The 12,732-nt window shown below is 69.7% G+C and carries 12 protein-coding genes; 3 read left to right on the forward strand and 9 right to left on the reverse strand.

Annotated features, from left to right (window positions below; genetic code table 11):
- Positions 1-174 precede the first annotated feature (174 nt).
- The 3 genes from BIV23_RS04825 to thyX all read right to left on the reverse strand — a co-directional run bounded on the left by BIV23_RS04825 (position 175) and on the right by thyX (position 3,859).
- Positions 175-1,860: a ribonuclease J gene (locus BIV23_RS04825; protein WP_071379487.1), complete on the reverse strand. Its 1,686-nt coding sequence runs from the start codon at positions 1,858-1,860 to the stop codon at positions 175-177.
- Positions 1,861-2,016: 156 nt separating this feature from the next.
- Positions 2,017-2,916, reverse strand: coding sequence for a 4-hydroxy-tetrahydrodipicolinate synthase (gene dapA, locus BIV23_RS04830; RefSeq protein ID WP_071379488.1), 900 nt, complete (start codon positions 2,914-2,916; stop codon positions 2,017-2,019).
- 199 nt (positions 2,917-3,115) lie between these two features.
- Positions 3,116-3,859: an FAD-dependent thymidylate synthase gene (gene thyX, locus BIV23_RS04835; RefSeq protein ID WP_071379489.1), complete on the reverse strand. Its 744-nt coding sequence runs from the start codon at positions 3,857-3,859 to the stop codon at positions 3,116-3,118.
- 183 nt (positions 3,860-4,042) lie between these two features.
- Here thyX and BIV23_RS04840 point away from each other — a divergent pair, with 183 nt between their 5' ends.
- Complete coding sequence (locus BIV23_RS04840) at positions 4,043-4,279, forward strand: hypothetical protein (protein ID WP_071379490.1); 237 nt, start codon at positions 4,043-4,045, stop codon at positions 4,277-4,279.
- A gap of 100 nt (positions 4,280-4,379) precedes the next feature.
- Positions 4,380-4,946 carry a hypothetical protein gene (locus tag BIV23_RS04845; protein ID WP_071379491.1) on the forward strand — a complete coding sequence of 189 codons (567 nt, stop codon included), beginning with the start codon at positions 4,380-4,382 and terminating at the stop codon, positions 4,944-4,946.
- Positions 4,947-5,034: 88 nt separating this feature from the next.
- On the opposite strand, the gene BIV23_RS04850 is transcribed toward BIV23_RS04845, so the two are convergent.
- The 5 genes from BIV23_RS04850 to rpsO form a co-directional block, all read right to left on the reverse strand.
- Positions 5,035-5,487, reverse strand: a complete 453-nt coding sequence (locus tag BIV23_RS04850; RefSeq protein WP_071379492.1) for a tetratricopeptide repeat protein — start codon at positions 5,485-5,487, stop codon at positions 5,035-5,037.
- A gap of 13 nt (positions 5,488-5,500) precedes the next feature.
- Positions 5,501-6,253, reverse strand: a complete 753-nt coding sequence (gene dapB / locus BIV23_RS04855) for a 4-hydroxy-tetrahydrodipicolinate reductase (RefSeq protein ID WP_071379493.1) — start codon at positions 6,251-6,253, stop codon at positions 5,501-5,503.
- 27 nt (positions 6,254-6,280) lie between these two features.
- On the reverse strand, positions 6,281-7,660 hold the full coding sequence (locus BIV23_RS04860) for a M16 family metallopeptidase (protein ID WP_071379494.1): 1,380 nt from the start codon (positions 7,658-7,660) through the stop codon (positions 6,281-6,283).
- Positions 7,657-9,876, reverse strand: a complete 2,220-nt coding sequence (locus BIV23_RS04865) for a polyribonucleotide nucleotidyltransferase (RefSeq protein ID WP_071375633.1) — start codon at positions 9,874-9,876, stop codon at positions 7,657-7,659. The genes BIV23_RS04860 and BIV23_RS04865 overlap by 4 nt, the downstream gene beginning before the upstream one ends.
- A 344-nt stretch (positions 9,877-10,220) precedes the next feature.
- The gene (gene rpsO, locus BIV23_RS04870) at positions 10,221-10,508 is read right to left on the reverse strand and encodes a 30S ribosomal protein S15 (RefSeq protein ID WP_053664877.1); all 288 of its coding nucleotides are present in this window, start codon (positions 10,506-10,508) and stop codon (positions 10,221-10,223) included.
- A gap of 290 nt (positions 10,509-10,798) precedes the next feature.
- Between rpsO and BIV23_RS04875 the strand changes: the two genes are divergently transcribed.
- Positions 10,799-11,092, forward strand: a complete 294-nt coding sequence (locus BIV23_RS04875) for a DUF397 domain-containing protein (RefSeq protein ID WP_071379495.1) — start codon at positions 10,799-10,801, stop codon at positions 11,090-11,092.
- Between the two features lie 96 nt (positions 11,093-11,188).
- On the opposite strand, the gene eccD is transcribed toward BIV23_RS04875, so the two are convergent.
- Complete coding sequence (eccD, locus tag BIV23_RS04880) at positions 11,189-12,694, reverse strand: type VII secretion integral membrane protein EccD (RefSeq protein WP_071379757.1); 1,506 nt, start codon at positions 12,692-12,694, stop codon at positions 11,189-11,191.
- Between the last annotated feature and the right edge of the window lie 38 nt (positions 12,695-12,732).

Below are 12,732 nucleotides of genomic sequence, written 5' to 3' on the forward strand. Positions count from 1 at the left end.
CGGCAGTTCCGACTTTATCAGAAGTTCTGAGTCGGTTTTCCCGCCCCTCCGGGTTGTCCTCGGCGCACGAAGCGGCCGGGGGGTTCCCTTGCTGGCGGAGCCGTAAACGTACTGGAGCGGGGCGCCCCGATGCAAATCGAGGCGCCCCGCTCGGGTGAAGGTTCCGACGGACCGTCAGACCTCCACGACCACCGGGAGGATCATCGGCCTGCGGCGATACGTGTCCGAGACCCACTTGCCCAGGGTGCGTCGGATGAGCTGCTGGAGCTGGTGGGGCTCCACGACGCCGTCCTGGGCGGACCTCTCCAGGATCTCCGTGATCTTCGGAAGGACTTCGGCGAAGGCCGAGTCCTCGATACCGGAGCCACGCGCCTGGACGTGCGGGCCGCCCGTGATCTTGCCGGTGGAAGCGTCCACGACCACGAAGACCGAGATGATGCCCTCGTCACCGAGGATCTTGCGATCCTTGAGGGCCGGCTCGCCGACGTCGCCGACAGAGAGTCCGTCGACGTAGACGTATCCCGCCTGGACCTTGCCGGCGATCTTGGCCTTGCCCTCGACCAGGTCGACCACCACGCCGTCCTCGGCGATGACGATCCGGTCGTGCGGGACGCCTGTCAGGGCGCCCAGCTCGGCGTTGGCCCGCAGGTGGCGCCACTCGCCGTGCACCGGCATCAGGTTCTTCGGGCGGCAGATGTTGTAGAAGTACAGCAGCTCACCCGCCGAGGCGTGGCCGGAGACGTGCACCTTGGCGTTGCCCTTGTGGACGACGTTGGCGCCCCACCGGGTCAGGCCGTTGATGACGCGGTAGACCGCGTTCTCGTTGCCGGGGATGAGGGAGGACGCCAGGATCACCGTGTCGCCCTCGACGATGCGGATCTGGTGGTCCCGGTTGGCCATGCGGGACAGGGCCGCCATCGGCTCGCCCTGGGAGCCCGTGCAGACCAGGACCACCTCGTGATCCGGGAGGTCGTCCAGCGTCTTGACGTCGACCACGAGGCCCGGCGGCACCTTCAGGTAGCCGAGGTCCCGGGCGATGCCCATGTTGCGGACCATCGAGCGGCCGACGAAGGCGACCCGGCGGCCGTACTCGTGGGCAGCGTCGAGGATCTGCTGAATGCGGTGGACGTGGCTGGCGAAGCTCGCCACGATGATCCGCTTGCGGGCGCTCGCGAAGACCTGGCGCAGGACGTTGGAGATGTCCCGCTCGTGCGGCGTGAAGCCCGGGACCTCGGCGTTCGTCGAGTCGGTGAGGAGGAGGTCGATGCCCTCCTCGCTCAGCCGGGCGAACGCGTGCAGGTCGGTCAGACGGTTGTCCAGCGGGAGCTGGTCCATCTTGAAGTCGCCGGTGTGCACCGCCATGCCGGCGGGCGTGCGGATGGCGACGGCCAGCGCGTCCGGGATGGAGTGGTTGACGGCGATGAACTCGCACTCGAAGGGGCCGACGCGCTCGCGGTTCCCCTCCGCCACCTCCAGGGTGTACGGGCGGATCCGGTGCTCCTGGAGCTTGGCCTCGATCAGGGCGAGGGTCAGCTTGGAGCCGATCAGCGGGATGTCCGGCTTCTCGCGGAGCAGGAAGGGGACGCCGCCGATGTGGTCCTCGTGGCCGTGCGTGAGGACGATGCCCTCGATGTCGTCGAGGCGGTCCCGGATGGACGTGAAGTCCGGCAGGATCAGGTCGATTCCGGGCTGCTCCTCCTCGGGGAAGAGCACTCCGCAGTCGACGATCAGCAGGCGGCCGCCGTACTCGAAGACCGTCATGTTCCGGCCGATCTCGCCGAGACCGCCGAGCGGGGTGACGCGCAGGCCGCCCCTGGGGAGCGGCGGGGGCGGGCCGAGTTCAGGATGCGGATGACTCAAAAGACTCTCCTCAAACATGCGCGCCACGTACCGGTCGGGCACGTGGCGCGCATGACGTTCGTGCAGAAGCAGTTGTCGTTGTGGGGTGCAGGCACCGGTGGCCTGCGTCTTGTGTTGTTCTTCAGTTGTGAAGCTCGGGTGGTGCCAAGTCTGTTGTCAGAGCTGTACCCCGCCGGCGGCAAGATCGATCTTGAGCTGGGCGATCTCCTCGGGCGAACACTCGACCATGGGCGAGCGCAGCGGCCCGGCGGGCAGGCCCTGGAGGGCGAGGGCGGCCTTGGTGGTCATGACGCCCTGGGTACGGAACACGCCGGTGTAGACCGGGAGCAGCTTCTGGTGGATCTCGGTTGCCTTGACGACGTCGCCCGAGGTGTACGCGTCGACGAGGGCGCGCAGGTCGGGGGTGACGAGGTGGCCGACGACCGAGACGAAGCCGACCGCGCCCACGGAGAGCAGGGGCAGGTTCAGCATGTCGTCGCCGGAGTACCAGGCGAGGCCGGACCGGGCGATGGCCCAGCTGGCGCGGCCGAGGTCGCCCTTGGCGTCCTTGTTGGCGACGATGCGGGGGTGCTCGGCGAGCCGGACGAGCGTCTCGGTGTTGATCGGGACGCCGCTGCGGCCGGGGATGTCGTAGAGCATGACCGGCAGGCCGGTGGCGTCCGCGACGGCCGTGAAGTGGCGGTACAGCCCCTCCTGCGGGGGCTTGTTGTAGTACGGCGTGACGACCAGCAGACCGTGGGCGCCGACGCGCTCGGCCTCGCGGGCCAGCTCGACGCTGTGGTGGGTGTCGTTGGTGCCGACGCCGGCGACGACGTGGGCTCGGTCGCCGACCGCCTCCAGTACGGCTCGTACCAGGTCCGCTTTCTCCGCGTCGGTGGTGGTGGGGGACTCGCCCGTGGTGCCGTTGATGATCAGGCCGTCGTTGCCTGCGTCCACCAGGTGGGCGGCGAGCCGCTGCGCGCCGTCGAGGTCGAGTGCGCCGTCCGCCGTGAAGGGCGTGACCATGGCGGTGAGGACCCGCCCGAAGGGGGTCTGCGGAGTCGAGGTCGGAGCCATGGGTAACACGCTACTCGGTGCTCCATGCGTGGTCTGCCCTCGGGGGGCCTGGAAAGTCAGGACAAATGTGGAGCCCGGCACTGCCTGCTCGGGGGTTCAGGCAGTGCCGGGTCCGTTTGATCAGGCTAGATGAACTTCTCTGAATGCCGCAATACGGACACTTCGCCCGGCTGATGCGCACATCCGTTCCGGGCCCTGGTTACGGGGCGACCCGGCCGTTGCCGTTGAAGGCGGCGTACGTCAGCGGCATGAGCTTGGCCCACTCCGCCTCCATCTTCTCGCCGACCATCTCGATCTCCCGCTGCGGGAAGGACGGCACCTTGGCCAGCTCGTGCTGGGTGCGCAGGCCGAGGAAGTGCATCAGGGAGCGGGCGTTGCAGGTGGCGTACATCGAGGAGAACAGACCGACCGGGAGCACCGCGCGGGCGACCTCACGGGCGACGCCCTCGGCGAGGAGCTTCTGGTACGCCGCGTACGCCTGCTCGTAGCTCTCGGCGAGGGTGTCGCTCACCGTCTCGTGCTGGGCCGGGGTGCCCTCGACGAAGACGTACTTGCCGGGGCGGCCCTCCTGGACCAGCTTGCGGTCGGCGCCGGGGACGTAGAAGACGGGCTCCAGCTCGCGGTAGCGGCCGGACTCCTCGTTGTAGGACCAGCCGACGCGGTGCCGCATGAACTCGCGGAAGACGAAGATCGGGGCGCTGATGAAGAAGGTCATCGAGTTGTGCTCGAACGGGCTGCCGTGCCGGTCGCGCATCAGGTAGTTGATCAGGCCCTTGGAGCGCTCGGGGTCCTTCTTCAGCTCGTCCAGGGACTGCTCGCCGAGCGTGGAGACGCGGGCGGCGAAGAGGACGTCGGCATCCGACGCGCTGGACTTCACGAGCTCGACGGTGACGTCACTGCGCAGGGTGAGCGACTCGGGGGTGGTCACGGGGGTCCTTCCCATCACTTCTTCAGGTTCGCGCCCACTGTACGGGGCGCCTCTGACAGTGCCGCACCGTCAGGGAGTCGTGACCGCGTCGATGATTTTTTCGGACATGGGCACCTTTTCCGTCACTCGATCGTCTGTATGGGTGAGACCTGCTCGTTCGACCCGAAAACGACACTCCCGAGAGGAGAGGTACGTCCCATGTTCCGTCGGCGTGAGCCCGTGCCCTTCGCCTTCCTGGCCGAGGCGGACCGGTTCCGCAGCAATGTCGCTCCCCCGCCGCGCCGGCGTGCGTCGGCCGGGCAGATAGCCGGGCGCTGGCTGCTGGGCCTCACCATCGTCGCCGGGCTCGCGGGCTCGCTGATACTCGGCATGCCGGCGCTGTCGACTCCGCCCAGCACACCCGTGCAGCAGTCGCAGGCCGCCGACGGGCGCTGACGGGCCCCACCCCTTACAGCCGTCCAAGGGTGGTGAGCGCGAACCCCGCCGGATAGCCTCACCGGGCACAGCCCACGCAAGGATTGAGTGAGGACCAGCCGTGCCCCTGCCCTTCCTGACGGCCGACCGCACCTTCGAGGCCGCCGACGAGAGCGCGCTGCCCTACGACGACCGGGAGCGCTGGCGGCGCCCCTACCGGCCCGGGCCCTGGCGGGTGGGCGTGGCCGCGCTGGTGCTGCTGGTCGCTTCCTTCGTGCTGTTCGCCGCGGTCGCCATCGCCCTGGCCGACTCGGTGTCCTCCGCCGTGGCGGTCCTCGTCACGGCGCTCGTGGTGATCGCGGCCGCATTGCGGATGCTGCGCATGGGTGTGTGGGTGAGCGGGCGCGGGCTGCGTCACGTCGGGTTCCTGGTGACGCGTACGGTGCCGTGGTCGCGCGTGGTCTCGGTGCGGACGGCGCAGCAGCCGGTGCGCTGGCTGGGGCTGCCCCGGACCGTGCAGGGGCAGGCGCTGGCCCTCGTCCGGAAGGACAGGCCGGCCGAGGACACGCCGCCGCTGCTGACCACGCACACGCTCGACTTCCTGAGCCGTCCGGCCGCCTTCGACCGGGCCGCGGACACGGTGGAGGCGTGGGCCGCGGAGTGCGGCCGCGGGCACGGGCGCGGCTGACTTCCACAGGCACGCCGAAGGGGCCGGTCCGCTGCGGGCCGGCCCCTTCGGCGTGTGCGCAGGCGCGTGCAGTTCGGCGCTGTACGGGTCAGGCCCGGGCGGGCTTGCCGTCGTGCAGGGCGATGGCCCGTTGCATGGCCTTGCGGGCGCGTGGGGTGTCGCGGGCGTCGTGGTAGGCGACGGCGAGCCGGAACCAGCAGCGCCAGTCGTCGGGGGACGCCTCCGTCTCGGCCTTGCGCTTGGCGAACACCTCGTCGGCGGAGTCGCGGTCGATGTGACCGCTCGGGGTGCGCCGCAGCTCGTCCACGGGCAGGCCGCCCTCGGCGTCGAGCTGGGCGGCGAGGGCGTTGGCCTTGCGGACGAACTGGGTGTTCTGCCACAGGAACCACAGGCCGATGACCGGCAGGATCAGGACCGCGACCCCGAAGGTGACGGTCAGCAGCGTGCCGGCCTGGATAAGCATGACGCCGCGGCTGCCGACCAGGACGAAGTAGAAGACCAGGACGGCGGCGGTGACGAGGTAGGTGATCTTGGCGCGCATGGCAGGGACTGTCTCAGCTCAGATCCAGGAAGTGCTCCAGGCCGAAGGTCAGGCCCGGAGTGGTCACCACGCGGCGGGCGCCAAGCAGGATGCCCGGCATGAAGCTGCTGTGGTGCAGGGAGTCGTGGCGGATGGTGAGGGTCTCGCCCTCGCCGCCGAGCAGCACCTCCTGGTGGGCCAGGAGGCCGCGCAGCCGGACGGCGTGAACCGGGATCCCGTCGACGCTGGCGCCACGGGCGCCGTCCAGGGCGGTCGCCGTGGCGTCCGGCGCCGGGGCCGTACCGGCCGCCCGGCGGGCCTCGGCGATCAGCTGGGCGGTGCGGGTCGCCGTACCGCTCGGGGCGTCGACCTTGTTGGGGTGGTGCAGCTCGACGACCTCGACCGACTCGAAGTACGGCGCGGCGATCTGCGCGAACTTCATGGTCAGCACGGCGCCGATGGAGAAGTTCGGCGCGATGAGCACGCCGGTCTTCGGGGACTCGGCGAGCCAGCCGGTCAGCCGCGCGAGGCGCTCCTCGGTCCAGCCCGTCGTCCCGACGACGGCGTGGATGCCGTGGCGCACGCAGTAGTCGAGGTTGGCCATGACCGAGTCGGGGGTGGTCAGTTCGACCGCGACCTGGGCGCCGGTCTCCGCCAGCGTCTCCAGCCCGTCCCCGCGGCCGAGGGCGGCGACCAGCTCCATGTCCTCGGCGGCCTCGACCGCCTTGACCGCCTCGGCCCCGATCCGGCCCTTGGCGCCGAGGACCGCCACGCGCAGCTTGCTCATCTCTGTGTGCTTCCTTGTGAGGAGTGGTTAGGCGACGGCGTCGTGCAGCCGTGCGGCCTGCTTGTCCTTCAGCGGGCCGATGACCGACAGCGACGGGCGCTGTCCCAGGATGTCGCGGGCGACCGCGCGGACCTCGTCCGGGGTGACCGCGGCTATCCGGTCCAGCATGTCGTCGACGGACATCTGCTCGCCCCAGCACAGCTCGCTCTTGCCGATACGGTTCATCAGCGCGCCGGTGTCCTCCAGGCCGAGGACGGTGGAGCCGCGGAGCTGGCCGACGGCGCGGGCGATCTCGTCGTCCGTGAGGCCGTTGGCGGCGACGTGGTCGAGTTCGTCGCGGCAGATCTTCAGCACGTCGTGCACCTGGCTCGGCCGGCAGCCGGCGTACACGCCGAACAGGCCGCAGTCGGCGAAGCCGGACGTGTACGAGTACACGCTGTAGGCGAGACCGCGCTTCTCCCGGACCTCCTGGAAGAGGCGGGAGGACATGCCGCCGCCGAGGGCGGTGTTGAGCACGCCCATGGCCCAGCGGCGGTCGTCCGTGCGGGCGAGGCCCGGCATACCGAGGACGACGTGCGCCTGCTCGGTCTTGCGGCCGAGCAGCTCGACCTTGCCGAAGGTCCGGATCGTACGGCTGCCGTCACGCGGGGCGATCGGCTGCGCGTCCGGGTTCTTGAAGGCGCCCGCCTTCTCGAACGCGGCGCGGACCTGGCGTACGACCTTGTCGTGGTCGATGTTGCCCGCGCAGGCGACCACGAGGTGGGTCGGGTCGTAGTGCTTCTTGTAGAAGCGGCGGATGCGGTCGGCGCCGAGGGCGTTGACCGTGTCGACCGTGCCGAGGACCGGGCGGCCGAGGGCGTTGTTCCCGAACATGGTGTGCGCGAACAGGTCGTGCACACAGTCGCCCGGGTCGTCCTCGGTCATAGCGATCTCTTCGAGGATCGCGCCGCGCTCGATGTCGACGTCCTCCTCCATGATCAGCGAGCCGGTCAGCATGTCGCAGACGACGTCGATGGCCAGCGGCAGGTCGGTGTCGAGCACGCGCGCGTAGTAGCACGTGTACTCCTTGGCCGTGAACGCGTTCATCTCGCCGCCGACGGCGTCGAGGGCGGCGGAGATGTCCAGCGCACTGCGCGTTCGCGTGCCCTTGAAGAGCAGGTGCTCCAGGTAGTGCGTGGCGCCGTTCAGGGCCGGGGTCTCGTCGCGGGAGCCGACGTGCGCCCAGATACCGAAGGTCGCGGAGCGGACCGAGGGCAGGGTCTCGGTGACGATGCGCAGGCCGCCCGGGAGGGTGGTCTTACGGACCGTGCCGATGCCGTTCCGGCCCTTGATCAGGGTTTGGGTACGGGCGACGGCCCGCGCCTCCGAAGAGGAGCGGGCCGTCACCTTGGGGCTACGGGACGTCACTTCTCGGCGTCGTCCTTGTTCTCGTCGTTGCCTTCCTCGCCCTCGATCACCGGAACGAGGGAGAGCTTGCCGCGGGAGTCGATCTCGGCGATCTCGACCTGGACCTTCTGGCCCACACCGAGGACGTCCTCGACGTTCTCCACGCGCTTGCCGCCGGCCAGCTTGCGGATCTGCGAGATGTGCAGCAGACCGTCCTTGCCCGGCAGCAGGGAGACGAACGCACCGAAGGTGGTGGTCTTGACGACCGTACCCAGGTAGCGCTCGCCGACCTCGGGCATCGTCGGGTTGGCGATGCCGTTGATCGTGGCGCGGGCGGCCTCCGCCGAGGGACCGTCGGCGGCACCGATGTAGATCGTGCCGTCGTCCTCGATGGTGATCTCGGCGCCCGTGTCCTCCTGGATCTGGTTGATCATCTTGCCCTTGGGGCCGATGACCTCACCGATCTTGTCGACCGGGATCTTGACGGTGATGATCCGCGGGGCGTGCGGGCTCATCTCGTCGGGCCGGTCGATGGCCTCCATCATCACGTCGAGGATGTGGAGACGGGCGTCGCGGGCCTGCTTGAGGGCCGCGGCCAGGACGGAGGCCGGGATGCCGTCCAGCTTGGTGTCGAGCTGGAGGGCGGTCACGAAGTCCTTCGTGCCGGCGACCTTGAAGTCCATGTCGCCGAAGGCGTCCTCCGCACCGAGGATGTCGGTGAGGGTGACGTAGTGCGTCTCACCGTCGATCTCCTGGGAGATCAGGCCCATGGCGATACCGGCGACCGGGGCCTTCAGCGGCACACCGGCGTTCAGCAGCGACATGGTGGAGGCGCAGACCGAGCCCATGGACGTCGAGCCGTTGGAGCCGAGGGCCTCGGACACCTGACGGATCGCGTAGGGGAACTCCTCGCGCGTCGGGAGCACCGGCACGAGGGCGCGCTCGGCGAGGGCGCCGTGGCCGATCTCGCGGCGCTTCGGGGAGCCGACGCGGCCGGTCTCGCCGGTGGAGTACGGCGGGAAGTTGTAGTTGTGCATGTAGCGCTTGCGGGTCACCGGGGAGAGGGTGTCCAGCTGCTGCTCCATGCGGAGCATGTTGAGGGTGGTGACGCCCAGGATCTGGGTCTCGCCACGCTCGAACAGCGCGGAACCGTGCACCCGCGGAATGGCCTCGACCTCGGCGGCGAGGGTACGGATGTCCGTCACCCCACGGCCGTCGATGCGCTTCTTCTCCTTGATCACGCGCTCACGGACCAGCTGCTTGGTGAGCGAGCGGTACGCGGCGGAGATCTCCTTCTCGCGGCCCTCGAACTCCGGCAGGAGCTTCTCGGCGGCGAGACCCTTGACGCGGTCCAGCTCGGCCTCGCGCTCCTGCTTGCCGGCGATGGTGAGCGCCTGGGCGAGCTCGGGGCGGACGGCGGCCGTCAGGGCCTCGAAGACGTCGTCCTGGTAGTCCAGGAAGATCGGGAACTCGGCGGTCGGCTTGGCGGCCTTCGCGGCGAGGTCCGCCTGGGCGCGGCACAGCACCTTGATGAAGGGCTTCGCGGCGTCCAGACCGGCGGCGACGACCTCCTCGGTCGGCGCCTCGGAACCGCCCTCGACGAGCTTGATGGTGCCCTCGGTGGCCTCGGCCTCGACCATCATGATCGCGACGTCGCCGTCCTCCAGGACGCGGCCCGCGACGACCATGTCGAAGACGGCGTCCTCGAGCTCGGTGTGCGTCGGGAAGGCCACCCACTGACCGCGGATCAGCGCGACGCGGACGCCGCCGATCGGGCCGGAGAAGGGCAGGCCGGCCAGCTGCGTGGACGCGGACGCGGCGTTGATCGCCACGACGTCGTACAGGTGGTCGGGGTTGAGCGCCATGATCGTGGCGACGACCTGGATCTCGTTGCGCAGGCCCTTCTTGAAGGACGGGCGCAGCGGGCGGTCGATGAGGCGGCAGGTGAGGATGGCGTCCTCGGAGGGACGGCCCTCACGGCGGAAGAAGCTGCCGGGGATCTTGCCGGCGGCGTACATCCGCTCCTCGACGTCCACCGTCAGCGGGAAGAAGTCGAGCTGGTCCTTGGGGTTCTTGGAGGCGGTCGTGGCCGACAGCACCATGGTGTCGTCGTCCAGGTACGCCACGGCGGAGCCGGCGGCCTGCTTGGCCAGGCGGCCCGTCTCGAAGCGGATGGTTCGGGTACCGAAGGCGCCGTTGTCGATGACGGCCTCGGCGTAGTGGGTCTCGTTCTCCACTAGCGTTTTCTCCGTTACGTATCGTCTTTCGTCCCTTGGCTGCCCGTGTGGCAGGGGGACGGTGGCGGAGAAGCGCGCCGTCTGGTGCGGGCCGGTCTTCGATCGAAGCACCCGGGGCTCGCTTCCCCCCGGGGGCCACTACCGAGGACCGGCGGCGGCGAGGTGCGCTTCTCCTCGTTCTTTTCGTTCTTTTCGTTCTGCGTCGTGCGTTGTGCGTACTGCGGTCGTGCGTACTGCGTTGTGCTACCACACTACAAAGCGTGTGTGACACTCCGCACGTTTCCCTACATACGGCAAAGGGAGCGATCCCCGAGTCCTTCGGGAACCGCTCCCTTCACGGCGTCTTACTTGGCGCCCGCCGCACCACGGCGGATGCCGAGGCGGTCGACCAGCGTACGGAAGCGCTGGATGTCCTTCTTCGCCAGGTACTGGAGAAGGCGGCGGCGCTGACCGACGAGGATCAGCAGGCCACGACGGGAGTGGTGGTCGTGCTTGTGGGTCTTGAGGTGCTCGGTCAGGTCGGAGATCCGACGGGAGAGCAGAGCGACCTGGACCTCGGGGGAGCCGGTGTCACCCTCCTTGGTACCGAACTCGCCGATGATCTGCTTCTTCGTAGCGGCGTCGAGCGACACGCGTACTCCTCAATAGTCTGTTGAATGCCACCGAGTGCCCCCGGTCTACGTCTCGGGGAAGCTTCCGTTACTCGGGAGGCGGGGATCCGCTGGGCGCGGCCACCAGAATCCGCAGGACTGCCTGCGGGGGTCCGGGGGTGCGTACACAAACGGCCGTCAGCCAGGGTACCAGGAGGTGGCGGGCACCTTTCCCCCGGTCTGCGAACAACCCGGGCGGCGATCGTGCGGCCACTAGGGTGAGCGCCGGGACCGAACGTTACGCCGTTACGCCGGGAAGGGGTCGTTGCACGATGACGGAGACGGAAGCGGAGATCAAGGCGCGCAAGGAACGGGAGCGGGACGAGCTGTACGGCCTCGACATCTCCGGTGTCGAGTGGCACTGCGCCCCGGGCACCGAGGAGCACGAGGAGCGCGTCGAGATCGCCTACCTGCCCGAGGGAGCCGTGGCCATGCGCTCCTCCCTCGACCCCGACACCGTGCTGCGCTACACCGAGGCGGAGTGGCGCGCGTTCGTGCTGGGGGCACGGGACGGGGAGTTCGATCTGGAGCCGACGGAGGGGGATAGGGGGTTGGGGGGTCAGTGAGCCGGCCGTGAACGGCACACGAAAGAGGGCGGCACACGTGTGTGCCGCCCTCTTTCGTGTGCCGGTACCTGACCGGACCTGTCGTGGTACCGGTCTCTAGCTGGTCATCGCACGCGCCCGGGCGTACACGTCGAACACGGCCAGGGCCAGCGGGATCAGCGTGAGCAGGACGAAGCTCTCGGCGATCTCCAGGAAGCGTCCCCAGAAGGGGGTGACACCGCGCCGCGGGGTGATCAGGCCGATCGCGGTGACCAGGGCGGTGGCCGCGCCGACCGCCGCGGCGAGCCAGATGCTGCGGATGTCCAGGGAAGCGGTGTCGCCCTGGAGGGCGTCGATCAGATAGCCCTTGGGCGGGTTCAGGGCGAGCCCGAGCCCGAGGAAGACGATCGCGGCCAGGCCCGCGGCGAGCGCGGCGCCGACCTGCGCCGTGTAGCGGAACAGGTGCGCCCGCATCAGCATCGCCAAACCGGTCGCGAGGGCGAGGAGCTGGGCCCACATGTTGCTGGAGAAGCCGAGAACGATCGACGCGCCCACGGCGACGAGGGCACAGCCCCCGACGAGACCGACGAGCAGTTCGTGACCGCGTCGGGCCTGGGCGGCGACGCGCTCGATGTCCACCGGCTCCTGCGGCGCGGGCTCACCGCTGTCGTAGCCGCCACGGGACGGGTTGGGCGGTTCGAAGCCGATGGGCAGCCTTGCGAAGCGCATCGACAGGCCCGGCAGGAAGGCCAGCGCCACGACGGACAGCGGAGCGCAGACGGCGGCCGTCTCGATGGGCTTCAGGTCGGTGAGGGTCGCGATGAAGGTGGTGATCAGGCCGATGGTCGAAGCGAAGAGGAACGCCACGAAGGGGCCGTCGCCGCCCGGCGACACCAGAGTGAGTGCGAGAGCCGCGACGAGGACCGCCGTGCAGGCGAGCAGGAACTGGAGCCGGCCGATGCCCTCGCCCGAGGAGAGCGGCAGCAGCCCCGAACCGGCCACGGCGACGTTCGGCAGGGCGCCGAGTCCCAGCGCGACCGCGGAACCCCGGTCGTCGTACACGCGCGCGCGTACACAGGCGATGGTGACCAGCAGGATGCCGGTGACGCCCGCGATGATGCCCTGGAGGCTGTGCATGTCGTGCCGGATCTGGGAGCTCCACGCGACGAACGCGAGCAGCGCGGGCAGGATGCCGCCCGCGACAAGGCCGGCGGCCCGGGTGAGGTCGCCGCTCCACAGGGTGCGGTCGCGGGTGACCGCTGAGGCGACCGCCTCCGAGACGTCGTCGAGGACGGCAGGCGGCAGCGACTCGGAGAACGGACGCAGAGTGAGCAGCTCGCCGTCGAGGATGCGCTGGGCAGTGAACGACCGGGCGCCGTCGAGGACGGTGCCGTCGCGCCGCACGAGGTGGTAGCCGACCGGGGCGCCCTCCACGGGGCTCTGCTGGGACAGGCGAAGGATCTCCGGATACAGATCGGCGACCGGGACGTCGTCGGGCAGCGCCACGTCGATACGGCTGTCGGGCGCCACGATGGTGACCCGGCAGAAACCGAATCCCATGCCTGCCCCGGAAGGGGCTCCGCCCGAGCCACCGGTCGCGCCGGCAGGCGCGGAGGCCGTCATGCTCACCTGCTGTTCCCCCTCGTCGGTGGTGGGGCGGC

Origin of the sequence: Streptomyces monashensis, assembly GCF_001866665.1 — a bacterium.
GTDB classification, from domain to species: Bacteria; Actinomycetota; Actinomycetes; order Streptomycetales; family Streptomycetaceae; genus Streptomyces; species Streptomyces monashensis.

Excerpts from the sequence above, each read along its gene's own strand:
- thyX (WP_071379489.1), bottom strand. The coding sequence starts at position 3,859 with ATGGGAAGGACCCCCGTGACCACCCCCGAGTCGCTCACCCTGCGCAGT.
- dapB (WP_071379493.1), bottom strand. The coding sequence starts at position 6,253 with ATGAGCAAGCTGCGCGTGGCGGTCCTCGGCGCCAAGGGCCGGATCGGG.
- BIV23_RS04850 (WP_071379492.1), bottom strand. The coding sequence starts at position 5,487 with ATGCGCGCCAAGATCACCTACCTCGTCACCGCCGCCGTCCTGGTCTTC.
- BIV23_RS04875 (WP_071379495.1), top strand. The coding sequence starts at position 10,799 with ATGACGGAGACGGAAGCGGAGATCAAGGCGCGCAAGGAACGGGAGCGG.
- dapA (WP_071379488.1), bottom strand. The coding sequence starts at position 2,916 with ATGGCTCCGACCTCGACTCCGCAGACCCCCTTCGGGCGGGTCCTCACC.
- eccD (WP_071379757.1), bottom strand. The coding sequence starts at position 12,694 with ATGACGGCCTCCGCGCCTGCCGGCGCGACCGGTGGCTCGGGCGGAGCC.
- BIV23_RS04840 (WP_071379490.1), top strand. The coding sequence starts at position 4,043 with ATGTTCCGTCGGCGTGAGCCCGTGCCCTTCGCCTTCCTGGCCGAGGCG.